This window comes from Hydrogenophaga sp. L99 (assembly GCF_058731905.1).
Map to the genome: position 1 here is coordinate 3,187,849 of NZ_CM178972.1, position 25,379 is coordinate 3,213,227.

A 25,379-nucleotide genomic window follows, 5' to 3' on the forward strand; every position below is an offset into this window, starting at 1 on the left:
GAGACCCGCATGAACACATCCCCATCTCGTCCCAGCACCACACGACGCGCCAGCGTGCTGGCAATGGCGGCCATGATCGCCGGCCTGGGCTGGAATGGCAGCGTAGCCGCTCAGGCAGCCTGGCCCAGCAAACCGGTGCGCATCGTGGTGCCCTTTGCGCCCGGTGGCACCACCGACCTGCTTGCCCGCGCGCTGTCGCCCGAACTGAGCAAGGCCTTTGGGCAGAGCTTCGTGGTCGACAACCGGGGCGGTGCGGGCGGCAACATTGGGGCCGACATGGTGGCGAAGTCGGCCGGCGACGGCTACACCTTGCTGATGGGCACGGTGGGCACCCACGGTATCAACAAGTCGCTTTACGCCAGCCTGCCTTACGACCCGCAAAAAGACTTTGCGCCGATCACCCTGGTGGCCGCGGTGCCCAACGTGATGGTGATGAACGCCAAACGGGCGCAAGCGCTGGGCATCAACACCGTGGCCGACTTCATCCGTTACGCGAAAGCCAACCCGGGCAAGCTGAACATGGCGTCCAGCGGCAACGGCACGTCGATTCACCTGGCGGGCGAGCTGTTCAAAGCGCGCACCGGCATCTTCATGACCCACATCCCCTACCGGGGCTCGGGCCCTGCCATGAGCGACATGCTGGCGGGCAACACCGACGTGATGTTTGACAACCTGCCCTCCGCCATGCCGCACATCCAGTCGGGCAGCTTGAAGGCGTTTGCCGTGACCAGCGCGGTGCGCTCGGCCGCCTTGCCCGACTTGCCCACGGTGGCCGAGGCCGCCGGGTTGGCGGGTTTTGAAGCGAGTTCCTGGTTTGGCCTGCTGGCGCCAGCGGGTACGCCAGCCGACACCGTGAACCGCATTCAGCAAGCGGTGGCCAAGGCCCTGAATGTGCCCGCCATCAAAGAGCGACTGACCGCCCAGGGCGCCATTCCCAGCGGCGACACGCCTCAGGCTTTCAGCGGCCTGATTGCGGCTGAAATAGCCAAATGGGCGCCGGTGGTGAAGGCGTCGGGCGCGCGGGTGGACTGACGCCCGCACCGCGGAAGGGCGCTACACGCCCCAGACGATTTCGACCCCGGCCTGCTCGCAGCGCTGCAGCATCTCGATGAACGGCGCGCAGCGCAGGCGCAGGCTCACCACGTCGAATTCGGGGGGCACATCGCCTTTGGCTGCGGCCTCTTCCTTCAGGCGTTTTTGCTCTGCCTCTTCGTGCTCCACCGCGTCGCGCAGGGCTTGCACGGCTGGCGCCATCTGCTCGGGCAAGATGATGCCGGGACCGCTGGGGTCTTTACCCAGGATCTCCAGCACGCGCTCACCAGTGGGTTCCAACATCACCAGGTCGCCGGTTTCACGCGATTTGAATCGGTACAAAGACATGTTGTTCTCCTTGGTCTAAAAACCCATTCTTGCATCAAAGCCAGCCAACACACACGGGTTGGATCAATGCGGCTTCGTTTGCCGCTGCTGCGCAGCAAAACCCCAGGCACATCGAACAGAAGCAGTTGAGCAGGGTTTTCCCGATTGGCGGCATTTGTTTCATGTCTAAACTAATTAGACATGAACACCTCCATTTCAGCGCTGCGGCGCATCCTGTGCATCGGTGGCGGCCCGGCGGGTCTGTACTTTGCGTTGCTGATGAAACGGCGCGACCCCTCGCTCACGGTCACCGTGGTCGAGCGCAACCGCCCGTTTGACACCTTTGGCTGGGGCGTGGTGTTTTCCGACCAGACGCTGCAGAACCTGAAAAAGGCCGACCCGGAATCGGCCCAGCAAATGGCCGACGCGTTCAACCACTGGGACGACATCGAGGTGTTTTACAAGGGTGGCCGGGTGCGCTCCACCGGCCACGGCTTCATCGGCATCGGCCGCAAGCGCCTGCTCAACATCCTGCAGGAACGCTGCCTGGCGCTGGGTGTTCAGCTCGTTTTTGAAACCGATGTGACCGATGACCAGGCACTCGCGCAGCAGTACAACGCCGACATCGTGATCGCCAGCGACGGCCTGAACAGCCGCATCCGCACGCGCTACGAAAGCACCTTCCAGCCCGACATCGACACGCGCCTGTGCCGTTTCGTGTGGCTCGGCACGAAGAAGACCTTCGACGCGTTCACCTTCGCCTTCGAACAGACCGAACACGGCTGGTTCCAGGCGCACGCCTACAAGTTCGACGACGACACCTCGACCTTCATCGTCGAGACGCCCGAGCACGTCTGGAAGGCACACGGCCTTGAAGACATGAGCCAGGAAGACGGCGTGGCCTTTTGCGAAAAGCTGTTCGCGACCTACCTGGACGGGAATGCGCTCATCAGCAACGCCAAGCACCTGCGCGGCTCGGCCAACTGGATCCGGTTTCCGCGCGTGATCTGCAACACCTGGGTGCACTGGCAGGACATCGCAGGGAAACAGACCCCCATCGTGCTCATGGGCGACGCCGCCCACACCGCCCACTTCTCCATCGGCAGCGGCACCAAGCTGGCGCTGGAAGACGCGATCGACCTGGCCGACGAGTTCACGAAGCACGCGGGCGCTGACATGGCCGCCGTGTTACGGGGCTACGAAGCGCGCCGCAGCGTGGAGGTGCTGAAAATCCAAAATGCGGCGCGCAATTCCACCGAATGGTTTGAAAACGTGGACCGCTACACCGGCATGGACGTTGAGCAGTTCAGCTACTCGCTGCTCACGCGCAGCCAGCGCATCAGCCACGAAAACCTGCGCCTGCGCGATCCAAAATGGCTGGAAGGCTACGAGCGCTGGCTGGAAGCACAAGCCCGGCCCGGCACCGCACCCAAAAAGCACCCCACACCGCCCATGTTGCTGCCGCTGAAGGTGCGCAGCGTGGAACTGAAAAACCGCATCGTCGTCTCGCCCATGGCGCAGTACAAGGCACAAGACGGCGTGGTGGGCGACTGGCACCTGATGCACCTGGGCGCGCGCGCTGTGGGTGGCGCGGCGCTGGTGATGGTGGAGATGACCAGCCCGACGCCGGAGGGCCGCATCACCCCGGGTTGCCCCGGGTTGTGGAACGACGCACAGCAAGCCGCCTTTCAGCGCATCGTGGACTTTGCGCACCAGCAGAGCAGCGCCAAAATCGGCATCCAGATCGGCCACAGCGGCCCCAAGGGATCGACCCAGCTGGGCTGGGAGGCCATTGACGAGCCTTTGGCACACGGCAACTGGCCGCTGCTCTCGGCCAGCGCCGTGCCCTATGGCGAACAAAACCAGGTGCCCAAGGCCATGACCCGCACCGACATGGACGCGATGACCGCTGCGTTCGTGGCATCCACCCAACGCGCCGCAGCTGCGGGCTTTGACTGGCTGGAGCTGCACGCTGCGCACGGCTACCTGCTCTCGGCCTTCATCTGCCCGCTGAGCAACCAGCGCACCGATGCCTACGGCGGCTCGCTGGAAAACCGCTGCCGCTACCCACTGGAAGTGTTCAGCGCCATGCGCGCCGCGTGGCCGGCCGACAAACCCATGAGCGTGCGCATCTCGGCGCACGACTGGGCACCCGGCGGCAACACCGACGACGATGCGGTGGCCATGGCCCGCCTGTTCAAGGCCGCAGGCTGCGACGTGATCGACGTGTCGTCCGGGCAAACCACCCGCCAGGCCAAGCCGGTGTACGGCCGCATGTACCAGACGCCCTTTGCCGACCGGGTGCGCAACGAAGCCGGCATATTGACCATGGCGGTCGGTGCCATTTCGGAAGCCGACCACGCCAACAGCATCATCGGCGCAGGCCGTGCTGACCTGTGCGCGGTGGCCCGGCCGCACCTGGCCAACCCGGCCTGGACCCTCCATGAGGCGGCCAAGCTCCAGACCCGCGCCATTGACTGGCCGCGCCCCTACGAGAGCGGGCGCGACCAGCTCTACCGCGAGATCGCCCGCCAGCAAAGCCTGCAGGCGGGCCCCAACAGACCAGACCCAGCGGAGGCCGCATGAACGCCGACCCCACCCTCGACCTGGAAGCCCGTGCCCACAGCGAACACGCCCACGAACTGCGGCTGTGGTTGCGCCTGCTCACCTGCTCACAGCTGATTGAAAAACGGGTGCGCACCGGCCTGCGCGAACAGTTCGACACCACGCTGCCGCGCTTTGACCTCATGGCCCAGCTGGAACGCCACCCCGAGGGGCTGAAGATGAAAGAGCTGTCGCACCGGCTCATGGTCACCGGCGGCAACGTCACCGGCATCACCGACCAGCTGGTGGCCGAGGGCCTGGTCGAACGCATGGCCGTGGAAGGCGACCGCCGGGCCTTTCTGGTGCGACTCACGCCCGAGGGCCGCAGCGCCTTCGAACACATGGCCACGCAACACGAGCAGTGGATCGTCGAAGCCTTCGATGGTCTTGCTCCGCGAGACCTCGACCAACTGCACAAGCTGCTCGGCAAGGTCAAGCAACACCAACTCGACATCAACCGAGGTATCGAATGACCCCCCTGCGCCGCTTCGCGTCTTCCCCCCAAGAGGGATGGCAAAGCCAGTTCCGCGGTGCGCCTCGCCAAAACCTGCACACCCACAACGCCCCCCGCCCATGAAACACCCCATCCCCGACCACAACCCCATGCGCGGCCAATACAGCGCCATGGCCGACACCCAGCCCAAGCACTTCGGCCTGAGCGTTGCCGACGGCGTGGCCACCGTCACGCTGAACCGACCCGAGCGCAAAAACCCGCTCACCTTCGACTCTTACGCCGAGCTGCGCGACTGGTTCCTGAACCTGCAAAAGGCCACCGACATCAAGGCCGTGGTGCTCACCGGCGCGGGGGACAACTTTTGCTCCGGCGGTGATGTGCACGAGATCATTGGCCCGCTCACCCAAATGACCATGCCCGAGCTGCTGGCCTTCACCCGCATGACGGGCGCGCTGGTGAGCGCCATGCGCGCCTGCCCGCAGCCCATCGTGGCCGCGCTGGACGGTGTGTGTGCCGGTGCCGGCGCCATGATGGCGCTGGCCAGCGATCTGCGCCTGGGCACGCCGGCGGCCACGGTGGCTTTTCTGTTTACCCGCGTGGGCCTGGCCGGCGCCGACATGGGCGCCTGCGCCCTGCTGCCGCGCATGATCGGCCAGGGCCGCGCGAGCGAACTGCTGTTCACCGGCCGCGCCATGACCGCTCCAGAAGGCCACGCCTGGGGCTTCTTCAACGCGCTGCACGAGAGCGGCGCCCTGCTGCCTGCGGCGCACAAGCTGGCCGCGCAACTGGCCCAAGGGCCTACGTTCGCCCACGGCATGACCAAGACCATGCTGCACCAGGAATGGGCCATGACGCTGGACCAGGCCATCGAAGCCGAGGCGCAGGCCCAGGCCATCTGCATGCAGACGCAGGACTTCCGACGCGCCTACGAGGCCTTCGCAGCGAAGCAGCGCCCGCAGTTCCAGGGAGACTGACATGGTCGCCTTCGAACACCCCCACCCGCACGGCGCACTGGCGCCCACCGCACACCTCGAACTGCCCTTCTTTGACGACGCGCACCGCGCTCTGGCCAACGGCCTGGTGGCTTGGGCGCGTGAGCAGCGCGTGGACGAAACCGACGACCGCGCCGCCTGCAAGGACTGGGTGCAGCGCCTGGGCGCCGCCGGCTGGCTGCGCTACTGCGTGCCCGAAGCGCACGGCGGGGCGCTGCCCGCGCTGGACTCGCGCGCACTGGTGATCCTGCGCGAAACCCTGGCCTTCCATTCACCGCTGGCCGACTTCGCTTTCGCCATGCAAGGGCTGGGCAGCGGTGCCATCACGCTCGCGGGCACGCGAGCGCAGCAATCGGCCTACCTGCGTGCCGTGGCCAACGGCGAGAAGATCGCAGCCTTTGCCTTGAGCGAGCCGGACGCGGGCTCTGACGTGGCCGCCATGGCCCTGCGCGCCACGCCCACCGCCAACGGCTGGCAACTCAACGGCCAGAAGACCTGGATCAGCAACGGCGGCATGGCGGACTTTTACCTGGTGTTCGCAAAGACCGATCCCGACGCTGGCGCACGCGGCATCAGCGCTTTCATCGTGGACGCCAGCGCAACAGGCCTGGACGCTAGCGCGCACATCCAGGTGATGGCTCCGCACCCGCTGGCCACACTCACCTTCAACGGTTGCGCCATCGGCCAGGACGCGCTGGTCGGTACGGTCAACGGCGGCTTCAAGCTCGCCATGCAGACACTGGACATATTCCGCGCATCGGTGGCCGCCGCCGCACTGGGCATGGCCCGCCGCGCGTTTGCGGAAGCGGTGGCGCACGCCAAGAGCCGCAAGATGTTTGGCCAGACCCTGGCCGACTTCCAGCTCACCCAGGCGCGGCTGGGCGAGATGAGCGCGCTGATCGACGCCGCGGCCATGCTCACCTACCGCGCGGCCTGGCAACGCGACTGCAGCAGCATCAGTGGCGCGGGCACGCCCGCCTACACCGCCGCGGCGGCCAGCGCCAAGCTCACCGCCACCGAAAACGCGCAGAAGGTCATCGACATGGCCCTGCAACTGTTTGGCGGCCGCGGCGTGCAGGTGGGCAGCGTGATCGAGCACCTGTACCGCGACATCCGCTCGCTGCGCATTTACGAGGGCGCGAGCGAAGTGCAGCTGCTCATCCTCGGCAAACACGCCTTGAAGACCTGACACGGAGACCGCCATGGCCCCACACCGCTCCGCCCAATCCGATCGCTTCGTACACGACCTGCTTCCTCCTCAAGAACAGTGGCCCGAGCTGCGCTACGACCTGCCCGAGTTGCAGACGCTGCCCGAACAGCTCAACCTGGTGCAGGCGCTGTTTGACCGCGCGCAAGCCCTCGGCCATGCCGACCGGCCGTTCCTGCGCAGCGATGAGCGCACGCTCAGCTACGCGCAGGCCCGTGCCGAGGTCAACCGCATCGCCAACGTGCTGGCGCAGATGGGTCTCCAGCCCGGCAACCGCGTGCTGCTGCGCGGCGGCAATTCGGTGGCCATGGCGCTGGCCTGGCTGGCCGTGGTGCAGTCGGGTCTGGTGGCGGTGGCCACCATGCCGCTGCTGCGCGCCACCGAACTCAAAGCCATCATCGACAAAGCCCAACCGTCTGCTGCGCTGTGCGACGTGAAGCTGCAAGACGAGCTCACGGCCGCGCTGGCGCTGAGTCCGCACACGGCGAGCCTGCCCTTGCTGGTGTTCAACACCAGCGGCCCTGCTGCGCAGCCCGAGCGGTCGCTCGAAGCCATGGCGCAGCACGCCAGCGACACCGTAGCGCCCTGCCCCACCGGAGCCGACGACATCGCCCTGCTGGCTTTCACCTCTGGCACCACCGGCAGCCCAAAAGTGGCGGTACACACCCACCGCGATGTGCTCGCCGCCTGCGAAACCTGGCCGCGCCACGTGCTGCGCGCAACACCCGACGACATCGTCATGGGCTCGCCGCCGCTGGCTTTCACCTTTGGCCTGGGCGGCCTGCTGGTGTTCCCCATGTGGGCCGGCGCATCGGTGTATTTCCCCAGCATCCCCTACACACCCGAAGCCATGGTGCAGCTGATTGGCCGCGTGGGCGCCACCATTTGCTACACCGCCCCCACGTTTTACCGGCAGATGGCGCCGTTTGCCCAAGCCCATGGCATCGGGCGGCTGCGTATCAGCGTGAGCGCTGGCGAAGGCCTGCCCGACGCCACCCGCCAGCTCTGGAAGAGCGCCACCGGGCTGGAGATGCTGGACGGCATAGGCGCCACCGAAATGTTTCACATCTTCATATCCTCGCCACCCGAGGCGGTGCGCCGGGGTGCGGTGGGCACCGTGGTGCCGGGTTACCAGGCCAAGATCGTCAACGAAGCGGGTGAGACGCTGCCACCCGGCAGCGTGGGCCGCCTGGCGGTGAAAGGCCCCACTGGCTGCCGTTACCTGGACGACCCGCGCCAGGCCAACTACGTGCAGGACGGCTGGAACTTTCCGGGCGACGCCTTCAGCCAGGACGCCGACGGCTACTTCTTCTACCAGGCCCGCACCGACGACATGATCATCACCGCCGGCTATAACGTGGCGGGGCCCGAGGTAGAGGCAGCGCTGCTGCAACACCCGGCCGTGGCCGAGTGTGGCGTGGTGGGCCGACCCGACGACGAGCGCGGCATGATCGTTGCGGCTTACGTGGTGCTCAAGGCCGGCGAGGCAGACGACGCCGCGCAAACCAAGGTGCTGCAAGACCATGTGAAGCACACGCTGGCGCCCTACAAATATCCCCGCGACGTGGTGTTTGTGCACCAACTTCCCCGCACCGAGACCGGCAAGCTGCAGCGCTTTGCGCTGCGCAAACTGGCCACCGAATCCATCAAGCCCACCTGAACAACCATGAAACACCTGCAACCGCCCGGCTGGGCCACCCCCAAGGGTTACGCCAACGGCGTGGCCGCTCGCGGCACGCTGATTTTTGTGGGCGGCCAGATTGGCTGGAACAGCGCACAACAGTTTGAGAGCGACGACTTCATCGCCCAGACCCGGCAGGCGCTGGCCAACATACACGCCGTGCTGGCCTGCGCTGGCGCCGGCCCCGAACACATGGTGCGCATGACCTGGTACATCGTGGACCGGGTGGAATACAACGCCCGGCTGCGCGAGTTGGGCGCGGTGTACCGCGATGTGATGGGCAAGCACTTTCCTGCCATGACCTGCGTGGAAGTAAGCGCACTGGTGGAAGAGCGGGCCAAGGTCGAGATTGAAGTGACCGCCGTACTGCCCGATTGAATTGTAAGCGGGTGGCAAACCCCATGTTGACCGCCATTGGCGGTCGTGGTTGACGCTCAGTTGTCGGCGCTCTGCCAGCGATGCGGTAGCAGCTCCCCAATCCGGCTGGCCTTGTGCGTGGGCAGGCGGGTCAGGACATCCTTGAGGTAGGCGAACGGGTCGTGCCCGTTCATGCGGGCGGACTGGATCAGGCTCATCACGGCCGCTGCGCGCTGGCCCGCGCGCAGGCTCCCGGCAAACAGCCAGTTCGAGCGCCCCAGGGCAATCGGTCGCATCTGGTTCTCGATCCAGTTGTTGTCTGCGGGCAATTGCGCATCATCGACAAAGCGTGTGAGCGCGCTCCATCGCCGCAGGCTGTAGTCCAGCGCCTTGGCCGTGGCCGAGTTGCCCGCCACCTGCTGGCGCTGCAGCACCATCCACTGGTGCAAGGCGTCGAGCACCGGGCGGCTGTGCTGCTGGTGTTAGCGGCGGTCTAAACCCGCGTAAATTTGGCGGCGGTAAGTGGTGGCGGAATTTGGTGACGTAATCCGGCGTTCATTTTTGGTGGCCGATTCTGGGTGCGGTTTTCGGTGCTGAGCGTGCCAACAACAAGGGCCCCGTCAGGGGCCCTTGTTGTTGGCGCGGGAGACTCGTTGGCGCTCAGAACGGCAAGTCCGTGTCAAAGTCTTCCAGTGAATCAGTGGTCACGCGCTGCGCACGCAGCAGATCCTGGATGACCCCTCCGTAATGGGTCCAGACGCGATCGCGCAGATCATCGAGCAACTCCATCACCGCCACGGCTTGTTCCGGTGTCCAGGTGTCGTCCACCGCGAATGGCAGCCCTTGGCGCAGTCCTGAAGGCGGATGCCACGGTTTCATACGGTCTCCTTTGAAGGCTTGCGCTTTACCGTGCGCGCCCGGGCATGTTCTTGCGCCTCCTTGTGCCGGTACGAGTTGCCCTTGATGCCAACAATTTCGGCGTGGTGAACTAGGCGGTCCACGAGGGCGACCACGCAGGCCGCGTTGGGGAACACTTCGCCCCACTCGGCAAAGGACTTGTTCGTGGTGATCAGCGTGCTCTTGTGCTCGTGGCGCCGGCTGATCAACTCGAACAGCAGATCGGCATACCGGCTGGAATACGACAGATACCCGACCTCATCAATGACCAGCAGCGCGGGTCTGGCGTAGTGGCGCAGTCTTGTACGCAGTGCCGAATCGCTGTCCAGGCTGGCCAACTCGCCCAGCAGCTTGCCGGCGGTGGTGAACATGACGGTGTGCCCTTGCAGCACCGCCTGATGTGCAATGTTCTGGGCAATGGTTGTCTTGCCCACGCCAGAAGGGCCCACCAGGATGGCATTGCTGGCACTGTGCAGAAACTGCAGCGTCATCAGCTCGCTCACGCTGGCCTGGTCAATCTGCTCGGGCCAGCTCCAGTCGTAATCCACCAGGGGTTTGAAGCGCCCGATGCGCGCACTGTGCAGCCGGCGCTCCATGGAGCGGCGACTTCTCTCGTGCTCCTCCCATTCCAGCAACGTGCCCACCCAGGGCTCTGTGCAGCAGGTATCCCAGTGGGACAGCACCCCGTGTAGTTGCAGCGCCTGGGCTCGGAGTTTGAGTGTGGCCGAATCAGTTGTTGGCATCGTCACCCTCCTGCGTGAGGCGGTCATAGCCGTCCAGGCTGTGGGGGCGCACGGCGATGTCGCGCGCGCGCACCTGCGCAGACAGGGCCACGCCCAGCGGGGGCGGGGTTTGCTGCTGGCTCTTGCTCTGACGCTGGCGCTCAAGCGCCAGACGAACCGCATGGGGGTGCGGCACACCGCGGCTCATGGCGTCCGTGACGGCGGCCATCATCTGCGTGCGTCCATGCACGTCCAGGAGCTCCTGCAACTCACGGGCGATCCGCCCCAACGGCTCACCCCGCTTGGCCGCCTCTGTCAGCAAATCCTGCACCTGAGGAAGCGCGTGTACCAGGCGGTCCGTGTCGCGGTGCGCTCGCGCGCCTCGCTTGTGCTGCACCAGGTCCTGCACATGGGCCTCGATCTCGATCTGCTGAGCCTTGTCCCAGCAACGCGGGTGCGAGGCCAGCGCCTGCTGGCCGTCCAGAATACGCACCTCACGCAAGCTGGCGTGCACGGTGAGGCTGCGCTGAACGTGGGTGTGGGGGATGGAATAGTCGTTCAGATCGAACCGAACGTAGGGTGTCTTGGCCGCTGTAACGCCGCGGATCTCATCGCAACAAAACGGTGTGGCCGGGATGTCCATCAGGTGCGAGCGCTCTTGGTCAAAGGCCTGCTGCACCGACAGCTGGGAGTCCTCGGGGCAGCGCCGAGCGCTGGCAGGACCAGCCACCCAGGCATCGGCCTGGGCATTGAGATCGTCGATATCGGTGAAGCTGCGTCCCTCAAAGAAGGCGGTGCGGATATAGCGGATGGCCCGCTCCACGCGCCCCTTCTCATTGCCCCGGGCCGGGGCCACGGGCCTGGCCTCGAAACGGTAGTGCGCCGAGAGTGCCAGCAGCGTGGGATTGAAGCGGATGGCCTGCCCCTTGCGTTCGAGCACCGCGCTCTTGAGGTTGTCGTACAAGACGACCCTGGGAACGCTGTGCCAGGATTCAAAGGCCTGGACGTGCCCGCGCAGGAAGCTCTCCATGTGCGCGCCCAGGAAGAAGCGCAGGAAGATGCGTCTGGACCAGGAAAGGACCATCACGAAGGCCATCAAGGGTCGGCGGGCTTGCCCGATCTGGATGTGGCCGAAGTGGCCCCAGTCGCATTGCCCCTGTTCACCGGGCAAGGTGCGCAGGCGCAAGTAGGCCTGTGCTGGGGGGCGCGGACGGTGGCGGGCGACGATGTGGCGAAAGTGGTCGGGGCGCCCCTCGTAACCGCGCTCGGCGGCCATGGTGTGCAGCCGGCTGGCCGTGAGGTTGGGGAACTGCTTCAAGGTCTCCTGGATAAAGGGCAGGTAGGGGGTCACGCCCGAAGTGCGTTGTGCGGGCACGATTGGGGCCGCGCCGGCCTGGGTGAGCACGCGCATGACGGTCTCGCGGTGCACGCCCAGCTGGGACGAGATGGTTCCCACCGGCCAGCGCTCGGCGTGGTGGTAGCGCAGGATCTGCGCCTTGAGTTCAGGTGAAATGGCCATGTGAGTCGGTACTCCATACGGAAGGTTGGGATGGATGGCGAAAGCGGCATCGCAGAAAGTCCTGACGCACAAAAGCCGAGACCGAACGGCCGCAAAACTGGCACTTGCAGCGCTGGCTTGCGTCTGGATTCAGAGCGGTTGCGTCGCTGGATGGGAGTACATCAGCGCAGGGCGGTGGTGGGCCACCCTGATGCGTCACTATTTGTTGGCGCGCGCGCCATTGCCCCTGGCGTGTGGCGTGAGCGTGGCGGCCCTTGCGGCTGTCCTGGTAGCGTTTGGCAGCGGCGCGCTGGGCGCAACTTCTGGCCTGGAGTGAGCAGACTGCGCTGCAGTAGCGCTGGCCGCGGTCGCAGTGGCTGCAGATGAGCACAGGGCTGCGACACAGGGCGCACAGAAAACGTCTGGGCGGTGGTGACGGCGGCTGTGGTGGTGCGTGTTGGGCAGTGGGCATGGGCGGTCCATTCCCATGCGTGGGCCCACGCTGCTGGACAGCCACGCCCGCTTCGTGAATACTGACAGCGGCAACGGCGCCCTCCAAAGCGGTGGGTCTCGGGGCGCGACAGTGGGTTTACCGGAAAGTGACTGTCACTGTCGCGCCTGCTTCTTACACAGGTAGGCGATATGTAACGCAAAACACCAGCGCTGCGCCATACCCCTGCGCTGGCTCAAGCCCGCTCGCCATGGCCAAAGCAGGCACGCTCAGGACACGTCTGTGCCCTGTGCAACGGGCACCCTTCGATTCAAAGGAAATTCAAAGCAGTCAGCTGACTGCCGCGGATGACCGCCACCGACTGCTTGCCGACACCAGATTTACGCGGGTTTAGAGCGCCGCTAAGGCAACGCTGAACAAGCGGTCGATCCAGCGACCCGTTGCCTCCTGATTGCGCCATGCGAGAAGCAAGGTCAAATCAAGTGGATTTCGTACCGTTTCAGGGCCATTTCGACCTTGTGCACGCGTTTGGCGTGCGCTGCAGACGCACTCATCCCATGAGGCGCTGACGCGCCAGGTAGATGTTGGCCAATCCCAGCGCCACGAACGAGCGCGTGGCGTTCTTGGCCAGCCCCCGGTAGCGCACCTTGGCAAAGCCCCACAGCCGCTTGACCACTGCAAAGACGTGTTCGACCCGCGCCCGGATTCTGGACTTGTTGCGGTTCTTCGAGCGTTCGGCTTCATCGACTTCACCGCCCTTGCGCACGCGCTGGTTGGTGAAGTCTTTGGCCTTGGGCGCCCTGGAAGCGATCAGCGTCTTCTGGCTAGCGTAGGCGCTGTCGCCGTACACGCGCTGCTCGTTGCCGTGCAGCAAATCGGGCAGCGGGTGTTTGTCGTGCATGTTGGCCGCTGTCACCACGGCGCTGTGCGCCAGCCCGCTGCGACTGTCCACGCCGATGTGCATCTTCATCCCGAAATACCACTGCTGACCCTTCTTGGTCTGGTGCATCTCGGGGTCACGTTGCTTGTCTGCGTTTTTGGTCGAGCTCGGTGCGCCGATGATGGTGGCGTCCACGATGGTGCCGGTACCGACCTTCATGCCCTGCGCCTGCAGCACCTCTCCCACTTTGGCAAACAAGGCCTCGCCCAGTTGGTGCGTCTCCAGCAAGCGGCGAAACTTCAGCAGCGTGGTCGCATCGGGCACGCGCTCGCGCCCGAGGTCTATGCCGACAAAGCGCCGCAGCGCGGTGCTGTCGAGTAGCGCATCCTCGCAGGCCTCATCGGCCAGGTTGAACCAGTGCTGCACGAAGTACATGCGCAGCATACGCTCGAGCCCGATCGGTGGACGCCCGTTGCCGGCCTTGGGGTAGTGAGGCTCGATCACCGCGCACAACGCCTGCCAGGGCACGATCTGCTGCATCGTGGCCAGGAAGGTATCGCGCCTGGTCGGCCTGCGGTAAGGCTCAAAACCTTCAGCTTGATCGGCGGCCATGGCAAGGGTTTGCTGTTTCATCTTCATCTGCCTGTTCGTCTGTACTGCAACGGTACAGGTAAACACCACGCTCGAGCAGTACTTAATCAGCGTTGCCCTAACACGGAATCAGCTTGAGCGAGACGGCCAGGTTCACCGTCTGCGCGAGCAGCTCCTCCACGCCTTCTTCGCCGAGCAGGCGGCGGAACTTGACCAGGGTGGTGGCGTCGCATGGCAGGCGGGGTTCAAAGTAGGCCTGACCCGAGAAGAACTGGAAGTTGGGCGAATCGCTCCAGCGCTCGACCACGGCCTCGTCGCTGAGGTTGAACGCATGTTTGAGGTAGAGCAGCGCAATCATGGTGCGCAGGGGAACGCGCGGGCGCCCGGCGTTGGACTTGCGGCCCACGGGCGCTGGCGCCTCACCGAACAGGTCCAGATCGGGCAACGCCTCACCGGTGTGTGCGCGGCGGGAGAACAGATGCGCCACAGAAGCCTCGATCTGCTGCCACGGCATGCGAGAGGCCAACACCGCCAGCGAGTGGCGCAGGTCGATCATGTGGTCCAGGCGGGCGCGAAAGAAGTCGTCGGTAGCGGCATCAGCGAACATCAAAATCTCCCAGAAACTGATGCCTATTGGAATTCAAACCGGGAGTTCTGGGTATCCGTGATCACCCCGAAACACCAGCATTCATGCGGGCTGCAGGGGTATTGCAGGGGCGACTTCTTACCTCCCCCATCCACCACCACAGCAATCGGCCAGATCCGCTCGACAGTGCAGACCCTTCAACAGACCCGACGCGCCCGTTGGCCAGTCACGGCGGCGCTCTTGATGGTCGTGATCACGCTGGCACTGCTGAACATTGTCAGCATGCAGGTGCTTTCCGCCGTGAGGGCCTATGTGGGCGGGGAAAGTCTCTGGTCCAAGGGTCAGAAAGACGCCAGCTTCAGCCTCCTTCTCTACGCTGAGACCCACGACACGGCGGACTTCGCACGATTCGAAAGAGCCCTGTCGATCCCCTTGGGCGACCGCATCGCCAGAGAAGCCCTGGACGCGGCGGTTCCGGATCGTGCAGCCGCCCGGCGTGGATTCTTGCAAGGGGGCAACCAGCCCGACGATATCGAGCCGTTGATCGACCTCTTCCTGCGCTTTCGCCATGTTGGATTCATGGCCCGCACCATTGCCATCTGGGAGGAGGGTGATGTCGAACTGGATCGGCTCATGCTGATCGCCGAACAGTTGAGAGACGCAGTGCGTGCAGGATCGGACAAGAGCGAGTTTGCCGATCTGCGGGAACGCTTGCTCCAGTCCAACGCCCGTTTGACCGTTGTTGCCCAGAGGTTCTCGGACTCATTGGGTGAGGCTTCCCGTTCCACCCAGCGCATCGTTGGTTTTTTCACGGTCGGACTGTCCTTGCTGCTCGCCGGGGGCGGATCGCTGTTGGTCCACGCGATCTTCGGCCGGGTTGCCAAGGTCGAGCGGTCCCTTCGCGACAGCAATGACCGCTGGACCCTGGCGGCAAAAGCGGCCAAGGTGGAGCTCCTCGAATGGGATCTCGCGACCAATGTGGTCACCTCACATCAAGAGGGCGGCGTTCGAGCCATTGCACACGCCGACTTTCTGGCGAAACTCTCCGCAGAAGACCGCACCCGGCTGGACAGCGCACTGGCCGAAGCGCGTACGACACGAAGCCCGTTTGTCAGCAACCAGCAGGTGCGTGGGGATGACGGCGTCGAGGTGTGGATGGACTTCATCGGGCAGTTCTTGTACGACGACGAGGGAGCGCCGTATCGACTCATCGGCGTGCGGATCGACATCACCGACCGAGTCAACGCCGATGCCGTTCGCCGGGTGTTGCTTGAACAGCTGCGGCAGTCGCAAAAGATGGAGTCGCTCGGCACGCTGGCGGGGGGCATTGCGCACGACTTCAACAACATCGTCGGAGCGATTCTGGGCAACGTATCGCTGGCACGCGAGGATCTGGAGCCGGATCATCTCGCCCGCGAGAGCATCGACCAGATAAGCAAAGCCGCACTGCGCGCACGTGACCTCGTGAGCCAGATATTGGCATTCAGCCGCCGACAACCGCCCAAGCTCGTCCATCAGTCCCTGCAGCCCATTGTTCTTGAGACTTTGCAGCTGTTGCGCTCAACCTTGCCCGCCAGCGTCGTGCTGGAGTCCAGGATGCCGACCGAGCCGACGCACGTGCGCGTCGATGCGACTCAGATCGAGCAGGTATTGATGAACCTGTGCACCAACGCCTGGCATGCCTCCAAGGCAGGCGAGGCGCGGGTCGTGATCAGCGTCGATGAACATGTTGTCACGCTGGACGGACTGAACCCCACCGACGGGCTGACGCCAGGGCCCTACGCACGGCTCTCGGTGGCTGATGACGGGGCTGGAATGGACGCCGCCACCCGCGCGCGCATCTTCGAGCCCTTCTTCACCACCCGCAAGGTGGGTGAGGGCACGGGACTCGGATTGTCTGTCGTGCACGGCATCGTCATCGCGCACGCAGGGGCCATCACCGTGGAGAGCGCAGCGGGTCGCGGCACCACGATGTGCGTCTACCTTCCGCTTCAGACCGAGGACGCCGGAACCTGCGCACCAACGCCTGTGATCGCAGCGGGCGTGCCGCGCGGTCGGGGCGAGCACATTCTCTACATCGACGATGAAGACTTGATGATCCAGATGGTCAGCCGCCTGCTGCACCGAGCCGGCTACCGCGTGACGGCGGTGCAAGACCCCCAGGCCGCGATTGAAACGCTCAAGAAGGACCCGCATTGTTTCGACCTGGTGCTGTCCGACTTCAACATGCCCGACATGTCGGGCTTGCACATTGCCCGATCGGTGGTGCAACTGAGACCTGATCTGCCCGTCGTGATCATTTCCGGGGACATCTCCGAGCAACTGAGAGACGAAGCAGCGCAGGTGGGGGTGGCCAGGCTGATTCCCAAACAGGACGCTTTTGAAGGGCTTGCAAGCGTCGTGCAAAAGCTTCTGGCTGCCCAGCATGAGAAGCCTTCCCTGGATCGGGCGTAGGGCTATGAGAGGCAGGCGCTTCAACTGAAGAACCGCGCTCCTGTCAGAGCGTGTTCTTGTGGATCTTGCCGTCCTTCATGATCACGCGCAGGTTCTTCTCCGGGTCCGCCAGAAAATCGAGGTTGGCAGCGGGATTCCCATCGGCCACCAGCAGATCGGCCCAGGCGCCTGACGAGATGCGCCCCAGCGCGCCTGGGTAGGGGTTTCGCATGCCCGACAGGGCCAGCAGCTCGCCATTGGTGCCCGTGGCCTGGCCCAGCAGCGTCAGCGGGTCATAAAAGCGGGTCAGTTTGGCCAGTTGGCGGCCCTGGGAAGCGGTGTTTTTGGGGCTGAACAAAACGTCGGTGCCCCAGCCCGTCTTGACGCCGTGTTTCTGCGCCATGGCGTAGGCGTTGACTGTGCCTTCGGACACCTGCTTCTGGCTGGCCCGGCGGGCAGGGTCGGGGTAGACGTTGCTGTCCTCGTCCTGCAAGAACGGCTGCAGGCTCCACCACACACCTTCGTCGCGCATCATGCGCACGCTGGCCTCGTCGGCGAGTTGCCCGTGCTCGATGCACTTTACCCCCGAGCGAATGGAGCGCTGAATGCCTTTGGGCGTGTAGACGTGCGTCATCACATAGGTGTTCCAGTCGCTGGCCGCTTCCACGCCGGCCCGCAGTTCGCGTTCGGAAAACTGCGTGCTGTCCAGTGGGTCGTACAGGGAGGCCACACCGCCACCGGCCATCATCTTGATCTGCGTGGCGCCCAGCATCAACTGCTCGCGCACGCGGCGCAGCACCTGGGTTTCGCCGTCGGCAATCATCGCCACACCGGTGCTTTCCACCAAGCTCAGCGGAGCGTTGTCAGGGCGTGGAAGTTCGCTGCGCAGGCGGAAATCACCATGGCCCGAGGTCTGCGAAATCATGGCCCCGCTCGGGAAGATGCGCGGCCCGGCCACCAGACCTTCATCGACGGCGCGCTTGAGCGCAAACGCCGGCCCACCAGCATCGCGCACCGACGTGAAACCGCGCATCAGCGTGCGCTGCGCCTCCTGGCCCGCTGCCAGGTAGAGGTAGCCCAGATCCGACGTCATGGCGGCTACCTGGGGAATCGCGGCCAGCATCGTGTGCCAGTGAACATCGATCAGACCGGGCATCACCAACTTGCCCTGACAGTCCAGCACGCGCGCGCCTTCCACCGTGGCCGACGCGGGCAGCAGCTCCTTGATGCGTTGGCCCTGCACCAACACCTGCACGCCGTCCCTGACGGCCTTGCCGGAGCCGTCAAAGAGGCGCAAATTCGTCAGGAGCAGGGGGCGTTGATCATCCGCCTGGGCCGTTGCCGCCACTGCATTTGTGGGCAAAGCGAACGGCGCCAGCATGGCAGCCACGCCACCCAGAAAATTGCGTCGCGACAGATCGTCGGTCACACGTTGGTGCAGGCGCTGGCACATGGCGCTGTCGCATGCACACGCCTTGGCGCGGATGGGGCCGAAGCCCCAAGGAAAGGATGGAGGCGCCTGCCTGGAGGACGTCATGTGTGCAAGTCTCCTGTGTAGAACATAGCGCCAATGACAAAGAAGCCCTTCCGGGTCTTCAGCCTTGTTGCGCTCCAGCGCGACGATAGCGCCGAAGTTTGCTTCTTGAAGTCAATGCACCAGCGTTTTTGTCGTGTTAGCTGCGACATCCCACGCCCTCGCGCAACCGCCGGGAAGTGGCTCTCAGGGTTCTGGCGGAGCGGTTCACACGGATCCTGGACGTTCGTCAACGGCACCAACGGCGCAGGCTCCTAGGGTTTCCATGGGGTCACATGACCGATGTCACCCCAATGTCGCTGCAGGGACAAGGCAGGACTTGGGCGGTCGATATGATGACCCCACCACAAGGCAATCAGACGGTGATCTGAGTCCACATGGTGGCGCGCGGCAGCAAGACTGGGCGCGCAAATCTGGTCATTGATCCCTGTTGTCGTTGCACCGCAGGGCCGTGCTGGTAGTCGAAACAATCAGGAGACAAGTGATGAGACGGAACAAACTGTTGGTGAAGCTGTCGGCGGTCGCTGCGGCCATGTTGCTCGGGGCTGGCTTGTCCGCTCAGGCGCAAGCGCAGGAAACTTTCAAGGTCGGTATTGTCAGTTTCCTCTCGGGCCAGGCGGCGGACAGCTTCGGCATCCCGGCTGTGAACGGAGCCAAGCTGCTGGTTGAGGCCTTCAACAATGGCCAGGCCCCGGCGCCCTACAACAACAAGGGCTTTGGTGGAATGCGCATCGAGGCCGTCTACGTGGACGAGGCCGGTGGTGCCACCAAACAGGTGCAGGAACTGCGCAACCTGTACGACCGCGAGAAAGTGGATGCCGTGGTGGGTTATGTCGGCTCGGGCGACTGCCTGGCGGTGGCACCTGTGGCCGAGGAAATGAAACGTTTCCTGATCCTGTACGACTGCGGAACCCCCCGTATTTTCGAAGAGCGTGACTACAGCTATGTCTTCCGCACAGCCGCGCACGCCGCGATGGACAACGTCTCGCTCGGTCGCTACTTGAAAGCCAAAAACGCCAAAGTCGAGACCATCAACTACATCAACCAGGACTACGCCTGGGGTCACGATTCGCTCAAGGATTTCCAGCTGACGGCGGAGCAACTGTTCCCGCAGGCCAAGACGGGCCAGGACCTGCGTCCCAAGTTCGGTGCGGGCCAGTACGGCACGGAAATCTCCTCGCTGCTGTCTTCGCCTGCCAGCGTCACGCACTCCAGTCTCTGGGGTGGCGACCTGCAGTCGTTCATTCTGCAAGCGGGTCCGCGCGGTGTCATGCGCCGCTCGCAGCTGGTCCTGTCGGCGGGTGACCATGTGCTGCCGGGCCTGGGCGACAAGATGCCCGATGGCGTGATCCTGGGTGCTCGCGGTGCTTATGGCCTGATGTCGCCCGACACCCCGCTCAACCGCTGGTGGTTCAAGCTGTACGAGGACCGCGAGAAGGTCATCCCCGTGCAGGCTCCTTACCGCATGGCTCAAGGCCTGCTGGGCCTGAAGCTGGCGGTTGAAAAGGCCATGGCCGCCAACGGTGGCAAGAAGCCCAACCCCGAGCAGCTCGCGGCAGCCCTGCGCGGCTCCTCCTGGGAGTCCCCCGCCGGCATGATCCGCATGACCAATGGCAAGGGCCAGCAGGCCATCCAGGACACCGCCATCGGGACCACCAAGTACAACCCCGAGAAGAAGCGGGTCGATCTGGTGGACATCATGCGATTCCCCGCCGAGTGCGTGAATCCGCCCGCCGACATGAAGACCGAAGACTGGATCAAGAGCGGCTTCAAGGGCGCCAAGTGCTGACCTGAGTCGTTTCAACGACCTTGCCGATCGCCTGTGCCGTGCCCCCTCTGCTCGCAGGGGGGCACGGCCAGACGCGTGAGTTGTCCCGGCCGGCAGCGAGGGTGCTGCGTCCGGTTCCAGCGGTCCTCCACCCGGGGCGGAATCCCACATGCTTGCACTCACCATACTTTTTGACGGCATCATTTATGCCTCCTGGCTCTTCATCGTGGCCCTGGGGCTGACGCTGATTTTTGGCGTCCTGAAAATCCTGAACATTGCGCACGGCAGCTTCTACGCGGTCGGGGCTTACGTCACCGCATCCTTTGTTTCGTGGTCGGTGGGTGCCGGCATGTCACCCGTCTGGTCCCTGCTGTTCATGCTGCTGGCGGCGCTGGCCGTGGCGCTCTTGCTCGCCCCACTGGTGGAACGGGTGTTGCTGCGCTCTTTCTATGGACGCGATGAAGTGTTGCTGGTGCTGGTCACCTACGCGCTGTTCCTGATCCTGGAAGACGTGACCAAGCTGATCTGGGGCGCGGTTCCGTACTACGTGACAGAGCCCTACATGCTGTTCGGTGTGCTCGATATCGGGCTTATGTCTTACGTGGGCTACGACTTCATCCTGATCGGTTTCGCCGTCGTCTGTGGTCTGGGCGTCTGGTGGGGACTGAACCGCACCCGCACCGGCAAGATTGTGCTGGCGGTGATCCACAGCAACGAGATTGCGGCCAGCATGGGCATCAACGTGTCGCGGGTCTGCACCCTGGCGTTCATGTTCGGCATCTTTCTGGCGTCGCTGGCTGGCGCCCTGACGTCGCCCATGATTTCCGTCCAGCCGGGGCTGGCCTCCGGCGTCATCATCGTCTCGTTCGCGGTGGTGATCATTGGTGGCCTGGGCAGCATCGAGGGTGCGGCGATTGGTGCTGTGATCGTCGGGCTGGCCCGTGCACTGGCGGTGCACACCTGGCCTGCGGCCGAACTCTTCAGCATCTACATCGCCATGGCCATCGTGCTCATGTTTCGGCCTGAGGGTCTGTTTCATCGCATCCAGGCGAGGAAAATCTGATGGCCAACAGCCTGAAAAAAACGCTTCTGATCGGCTTGCTGCTGACCGTGCTGTTTCTGGCGGCCGGGCTGGTGATGCCCAAGTGGTTGCTCTTTTTGTCGACCATGGCGCTCTCGCACGGTCTGGTGTCCCTGGGCATCGTGCTGCTGATGCGCATCGGTGTGGTGTCCTTCGGTCAGGGTTTTGTGTTTGCCGTGGGCGGCTATGCCAGCGCCATGGCCGCCAACCACCTGGGCATCACCGATGCCTTTCTGATGGTCCTCATCGGTGGTGGTGCATCGGTGCTGTGTGCACTGCCGTTCGCCCCCCTGCTGTCGCGCTACCGGGGCATCTTCTTCGCCATGTTGACGCTGGCCATTTCCATGGTGCTCTACGGCATCCTGGTGAAGACGGAAGCCCTGGGTGGTTCGGATGGTTTCAACGTCAGCCGACCCACCTTGTTTGGGCAGAGCATTGCGTCCGAGCAGTCCAACTGGCTGCTTTACAGCGTTGCCGTGCTGGTGGTGGGTGTGCTGGCCACCCTGGCGCGCATTTATGTGGACTCGGTGCGCGGCCTGGTGTCGCTGGCGATTCGTGAAAACGAGTTGCGGGTGGAGTACCTGGGCGCATCGGTGTCGCAGGCGGTGGCGCTGAACTACTTGCTGGCTTCGTTCATGGGGGGTGTCGGTGGCGCACTCACACTCATGTCGCTGGGCCACATCGAACCCAACTTTGCCTACTGGACGACGTCGGGCGAGTTTGTGTTTGTCGCCATCCTGGCGGGGCACCACAGCATGCTGGCGGTGTTCGTGGGCTCGTTCGTGGTCGAGGTGGTGCGTTCGTTCTCGAACCTGTATTTCCCCAACACCTGGCAGCTGGCCATGGGGCTGTTCTTGCTGGTCGTCATCCGCTTCCTGCCCCTGGGGCTGGGAAGTCTCTGGACGAACAGACGCAAAAAGAAGACCACCGGCCAGGAAGGAGGCTCCGCATGACCACCGCCCAGACTCAGACGATGCTGTCGGCACGAGGCCTGATGAAGTCCTTTGGCGCGGTGACCGCCGCCGACAACGTCAACATTGAAATCCCCACCGGCCAGCGGGTCAGTCTGATCGGCAGCAACGGAGCCGGCAAGACCACGTTCGTCAACATGGTGACGGGCTACCTCAAACCCGACGCCGGCACGATCGAACTGGATGGTCAGCCCATCGCGGGCCTGGGACCCAGGCGGATCACCGGCATGGGTGTTGCGCGCTCGTTCCAGATTCCGCAACTGGCGCTGGACATGAGCGCCCTGGACAACATGCTGGTGGCCGCGGCCTGCAACGATGGCCACCAGTCGTTCTGGCGCCCGGCCCACGCTTCCGACCGGATCGACCGGGCCATGGCGATGCTCTCCAAGTTCAACCTCGAGGAGCACGCAGACCGCCGGGTGTCGGAATTGCCCGGCGGTGTGCGCAAGCTCCTGGACATTGCCATGGCGCTGACCGGGCGGCCCAAGTTGCTGCTGCTCGACGAGCCCACCAGCGGCGTGTCGGTGGATGAAAAATTCCCGATGATGGACACCATCAGCGCGGCCCTGGCGAGCGAGCGGGTGACGGTTCTGTTCGTCGAGCACGACATGGAGATCGTCACCCGGTATTCGGACCGTGTGATCGCGTTTTACAGCGGCCGCGTGATTGCCGACGACCCTCCCTCGACCGTGCTGGACGATCCCCAGGTCCAGCGGTATGTGACGGGTTCGCTCAAGCGGGGACATTGACATGCTGCAAATTGATTCGGTACACGTCACCATTCAGTCCGTCCAGGCGCTGCGAGGCTTCTCCCTGAACGTGCCCGTGGGCCAGATGGTGGGGCTGGTCGGGCGCAACGGGGCTGGCAAGACCACCCTGCTGCGCACGGTCATGGGCCACCTGAAGCCCACGCAGGGCCGCCTGATGTGGGACGGCAAGGACCTGGCAGCGATGCCGCCCCACGCGCGTGCAGCCATGGGCATTGGCTACATGCCCGAAGACCGTGGTCTGGTGCCCGAGCTGACGGTGGAGGAGAACATCCTGATTCCCGTCTGGGTCTCGCCCACCTTGCAGCCGCAGGCGTGTCTCGCGATGGTGTACGAGGTGCTGCCTGAGCTCAAGGAGATGAAAGACCGACGCGCCTTGCTGCTCTCGGGCGGTCAGCAAAAGCTGGTGGCGCTGGCCCGCGCACTGGCGGTCGGCACCCGCCTGCTGTTGCTGGACGAGCCGTTTGAAGGGGTGGCACCCGCCTTGTCACAACGCCTCTCGGACGTGATTTTTGGTTTGCGCGGCAAAGACATGACGGTGGTGATCGCACAGTCTGAACTCAATCACGCAGCTTCCATGCTCGACCAGGAAGTGGTGATCGAGCGGGGATCCAATGCAGCGCCTCGTCGCGCAGTGGCATGACCACAGGTGCCTCTGCACCCGAAGCTGACCCGGGCTTGCAGGGCCCCTGGGCCGGATTCGCGGTGCCGGCGCGCCGCCGGGAAGCCCATTTTGGTGACCGTGTGCTGCCGTGTTTTCCGGACCGCGTGGGCAGTGTGCACGCCATGCTGCAAACCACCGTGGCGCGCCACGGTGAGCGCCTGGCGATGGTCTTCGAAGCGCAGCGCTGGACCTGGCGTGAACTCGCCGAACTTTCAGCGCGTGCTGCCAGCGGATTTTTGAAACTGGGTCTGCAGCCCGGCGACCGGGTGGTTCTGTACCAGAGCAACCACCCGGGTTTTGTGGTTGCCCTGCTGGCATTGCAACAGTTGGGTGCGATCGCCGTGGCCGTGGGCCCGCGTGAACAAAAGGAAGGCCTGGCCTGGATCATTCAGCACTGCGGCGCTCGCGGCGTGGTCTGTGATGCCAACCTTCTCGAGCGCCTGCCCCCTGCGACCGATGCGCCCGAATTGCACTGGGCGGTCTGGGTCGACGACCAGGCTGCCGAGCAGGTCGACCACCTGCGCCCCGGGGCTGGCCAGGCCGCTGTTGACCAAAGGCTTCATTGCGGATTTGGCGCGTTGCTGCTGGAGCCACCGTGCAGCCATGTGCAGCCTGTGCAGGAGGAGGACACGGCCATCGTTCTGTACACCTCGGGCACCACCGGGCGCCCCAAAGGCGCGATGCTGACGCATTTCAACGTCTTGCACTCGGTTCAGCATTTCATCAGTTGCATGGCACTGACCGCGTCAGACCGTTCCATGCTGGCGGTGCCGGTGACCCACGTCACGGGCCTCATCGCCAACCTCATGACGGTCGTCGGGACGGGCGCCGCACTGCTGGTGTTGCCGGTCTTCAAGGCAGAGCATTTTTTGCAACTGGCCGCCAGGGAAGGGATGACCCACACCCTGATGGTGCCGGCCATGTACAAGCTCCTCTTGCTCGACCCCCATTTCACCGGGTTCGATCTGTCGAAGTGGCGCATCGGCGGCTTTGGTGGTGCACCCATGCCCACCTCGACCATCGACGACCTCGCAAAGTGCCTGCCGGCCCTCCAGTTGCTCAACGCCTACGGCGCCACCGAAACCACATCACCCACCACCTTGATGCCCATCGGCCAGACCCGTGCCCACGCCGACACGGTGGGCATTGCATTGCCCTGCGCTGCGGTGACGGTCATGGACGAGCAGGGGTGTGAGCTGCCCGCTGGCGAAGTGGGGGAGCTCTGGATCAGCGGGCCCATGGTCGTGAAAGGCTACTGGAACGATCCGGCCGCCACAGCCCGCGAATTCACCGCAGGGTGGTGGCACTCGGGCGACCTCGGTTCTGTGGATGAAGAGGGGTACGTCCGGGTTCTGGACCGCAAAAAGGACATGATCAATCGGGGCGGTTACAAGGTCTTCAGCACCGAAGTTGAGAACGTGCTGCTGCAGATGCCTGGCGTCATTGAAGCCGCAGTCGTGGGTGTGCCGTGCCCCGTCCTGGGTGAGCGCGTACACGCCTATGTTCACACGCAGCGCCATGATCTGGACGTGGTGGAGCTGAAGGCTTTCTGTGCCGAGCGTCTGGCCGATTACAAAGTGCCCGAGCACCTGACCGTGAGCCCCGCAGCCCTTCCGCGCAACGCCAACGGCAAACTGATGAAGCGGCATTTGCGAACAACGCCGACGGACGCTACTCCGTAGGCCGGGCGCATTGCCGGTGCTTCAACACCGGGCCATTTCGGGACGTATTCGGGTTGAAACCAGAGCCGCGTTGCCGCTCCTGGCCGTGGATCCGAGGCCTCCCGAACCCCGCATGTTGCCGCCGCCCGAAAACTGACCCACCCCAGGCCACTGTGCCGACTGAAAACTGACCCAGGTGTTTAACTTGCCTTGCTCAATTA

21 protein-coding genes and 1 pseudogene are annotated in these 25,379 nt (G+C 64.3%); 14 read left to right on the forward strand and 8 right to left on the reverse strand.

Annotated elements, in window-relative coordinates:
* Positions 1-9 precede the first annotated feature (9 nt).
* A complete protein-coding gene (locus AC4QBL_RS15130; RefSeq protein WP_472901602.1) occupies positions 10-1,032 on the forward strand; it encodes a Bug family tripartite tricarboxylate transporter substrate binding protein in 1,023 nt (340 codons plus the stop codon).
* A gap of 21 nt (positions 1,033-1,053) precedes the next feature.
* Here AC4QBL_RS15130 and AC4QBL_RS15135 read toward each other — a convergent pair whose 3' ends face one another.
* The gene (locus AC4QBL_RS15135; RefSeq protein WP_472901601.1) at positions 1,054-1,380 is read right to left on the reverse strand and encodes a DUF1840 domain-containing protein; all 327 of its coding nucleotides are present in this window, start codon (positions 1,378-1,380) and stop codon (positions 1,054-1,056) included.
* A gap of 180 nt (positions 1,381-1,560) precedes the next feature.
* Between AC4QBL_RS15135 and AC4QBL_RS15140 the strand changes: the two genes are divergently transcribed.
* The 6 genes from AC4QBL_RS15140 to AC4QBL_RS15165 all read left to right on the forward strand — a co-directional run bounded on the left by AC4QBL_RS15140 (position 1,561) and on the right by AC4QBL_RS15165 (position 8,675).
* Entirely contained in the window at positions 1,561-3,945 is a 2,385-nt protein-coding gene (locus AC4QBL_RS15140) for a bifunctional salicylyl-CoA 5-hydroxylase/oxidoreductase (protein ID WP_472901600.1), read from the forward strand.
* Complete coding sequence (locus AC4QBL_RS15145; RefSeq protein WP_472901599.1) at positions 3,942-4,436, forward strand: MarR family winged helix-turn-helix transcriptional regulator; 495 nt, start codon at positions 3,942-3,944, stop codon at positions 4,434-4,436. The genes AC4QBL_RS15140 and AC4QBL_RS15145 overlap by 4 nt, the downstream gene beginning before the upstream one ends.
* A 100-nt stretch (positions 4,437-4,536) precedes the next feature.
* Complete coding sequence (locus tag AC4QBL_RS15150; protein WP_472901598.1) at positions 4,537-5,391, forward strand: enoyl-CoA hydratase family protein; 855 nt, start codon at positions 4,537-4,539, stop codon at positions 5,389-5,391.
* A 1-nt stretch (position 5,392) separates the two neighbouring features.
* On the forward strand, positions 5,393-6,598 hold the full coding sequence (locus AC4QBL_RS15155) for an acyl-CoA dehydrogenase family protein (protein ID WP_472901597.1): 1,206 nt from the start codon (positions 5,393-5,395) through the stop codon (positions 6,596-6,598).
* A gap of 13 nt (positions 6,599-6,611) precedes the next feature.
* Positions 6,612-8,276, forward strand: coding sequence for an AMP-binding protein (locus AC4QBL_RS15160; protein WP_472901596.1), 1,665 nt, complete (start codon positions 6,612-6,614; stop codon positions 8,274-8,276).
* A gap of 6 nt (positions 8,277-8,282) precedes the next feature.
* Positions 8,283-8,675, forward strand: coding sequence for a RidA family protein (locus AC4QBL_RS15165; RefSeq protein WP_472908109.1), 393 nt, complete (start codon positions 8,283-8,285; stop codon positions 8,673-8,675).
* Positions 8,676-8,731: 56 nt separating this feature from the next.
* Here the strand turns inward: AC4QBL_RS15165 and AC4QBL_RS15170 are convergent.
* From AC4QBL_RS15170 to AC4QBL_RS15195, 6 genes and pseudogenes are all read right to left on the reverse strand, one after another.
* Positions 8,732-9,133, reverse strand: a pseudogene (locus tag AC4QBL_RS15170) (IS66 family transposase); the annotation flags it as partial.
* Positions 9,134-9,314: 181 nt separating this feature from the next.
* Complete coding sequence (locus AC4QBL_RS15175; protein WP_492131602.1) at positions 9,315-9,533, reverse strand: hypothetical protein; 219 nt, start codon at positions 9,531-9,533, stop codon at positions 9,315-9,317.
* Positions 9,530-10,294 carry an IS21-like element helper ATPase IstB gene (gene istB / locus AC4QBL_RS15180; protein WP_472906280.1) on the reverse strand — a complete coding sequence of 255 codons (765 nt, stop codon included), beginning with the start codon at positions 10,292-10,294 and terminating at the stop codon, positions 9,530-9,532. Before istB ends, AC4QBL_RS15175 begins: the two co-directional genes overlap by 4 nt.
* The gene (istA, locus tag AC4QBL_RS15185) at positions 10,281-11,792 is read right to left on the reverse strand and encodes an IS21 family transposase (protein ID WP_472906279.1); all 1,512 of its coding nucleotides are present in this window, start codon (positions 11,790-11,792) and stop codon (positions 10,281-10,283) included. The genes istB and istA overlap by 14 nt, the downstream gene beginning before the upstream one ends.
* A gap of 980 nt (positions 11,793-12,772) precedes the next feature.
* A complete protein-coding gene (locus AC4QBL_RS15190; protein ID WP_472900628.1) occupies positions 12,773-13,735 on the reverse strand; it encodes an IS5 family transposase in 963 nt (320 codons plus the stop codon).
* A 76-nt stretch (positions 13,736-13,811) separates the two neighbouring features.
* Positions 13,812-14,300 (reverse strand): transposase, encoded by a 489-nt coding sequence (locus AC4QBL_RS15195; RefSeq protein ID WP_472908444.1) that lies wholly within the window; start codon positions 14,298-14,300, stop codon positions 13,812-13,814.
* Positions 14,301-14,522: 222 nt separating this feature from the next.
* Here AC4QBL_RS15195 and AC4QBL_RS15200 point away from each other — a divergent pair, with 222 nt between their 5' ends.
* Positions 14,523-16,733 (forward strand): hybrid sensor histidine kinase/response regulator, encoded by a 2,211-nt coding sequence (locus AC4QBL_RS15200; protein ID WP_492131668.1) that lies wholly within the window; start codon positions 14,523-14,525, stop codon positions 16,731-16,733.
* 43 nt (positions 16,734-16,776) lie between these two features.
* Here the strand turns inward: AC4QBL_RS15200 and AC4QBL_RS15205 are convergent, their stop codons facing one another.
* The gene (locus tag AC4QBL_RS15205) at positions 16,777-18,249 is read right to left on the reverse strand and encodes a metal-dependent hydrolase family protein (protein WP_472908442.1); all 1,473 of its coding nucleotides are present in this window, start codon (positions 18,247-18,249) and stop codon (positions 16,777-16,779) included.
* 481 nt (positions 18,250-18,730) lie between these two features.
* Between AC4QBL_RS15205 and AC4QBL_RS15210 the strand changes: the two genes are divergently transcribed.
* The 6 genes from AC4QBL_RS15210 to AC4QBL_RS15235 all read left to right on the forward strand — a co-directional run bounded on the left by AC4QBL_RS15210 (position 18,731) and on the right by AC4QBL_RS15235 (position 25,179).
* Positions 18,731-20,035 (forward strand): ABC transporter substrate-binding protein, encoded by a 1,305-nt coding sequence (locus AC4QBL_RS15210; RefSeq protein WP_472908441.1) that lies wholly within the window; start codon positions 18,731-18,733, stop codon positions 20,033-20,035.
* A gap of 148 nt (positions 20,036-20,183) precedes the next feature.
* Entirely contained in the window at positions 20,184-21,077 is an 894-nt protein-coding gene (locus tag AC4QBL_RS15215; protein ID WP_472908440.1) for a branched-chain amino acid ABC transporter permease, read from the forward strand.
* Positions 21,077-22,048 carry a branched-chain amino acid ABC transporter permease gene (locus AC4QBL_RS15220; protein WP_472908439.1) on the forward strand — a complete coding sequence of 324 codons (972 nt, stop codon included), beginning with the start codon at positions 21,077-21,079 and terminating at the stop codon, positions 22,046-22,048. Before AC4QBL_RS15215 ends, AC4QBL_RS15220 begins: the two co-directional genes overlap by 1 nt.
* A complete protein-coding gene (locus AC4QBL_RS15225) occupies positions 22,045-22,815 on the forward strand; it encodes an ABC transporter ATP-binding protein (RefSeq protein ID WP_322272534.1) in 771 nt (256 codons plus the stop codon). The genes AC4QBL_RS15220 and AC4QBL_RS15225 overlap by 4 nt, the downstream gene beginning before the upstream one ends.
* 1 nt (position 22,816) lies before the next feature.
* Positions 22,817-23,476 (forward strand): ABC transporter ATP-binding protein, encoded by a 660-nt coding sequence (locus AC4QBL_RS15230; protein WP_472908438.1) that lies wholly within the window; start codon positions 22,817-22,819, stop codon positions 23,474-23,476.
* Positions 23,473-25,179, forward strand: coding sequence for a class I adenylate-forming enzyme family protein (locus AC4QBL_RS15235; RefSeq protein WP_472908437.1), 1,707 nt, complete (start codon positions 23,473-23,475; stop codon positions 25,177-25,179). The genes AC4QBL_RS15230 and AC4QBL_RS15235 overlap by 4 nt, the downstream gene beginning before the upstream one ends.
* Positions 25,180-25,379 lie beyond the last annotated feature (200 nt).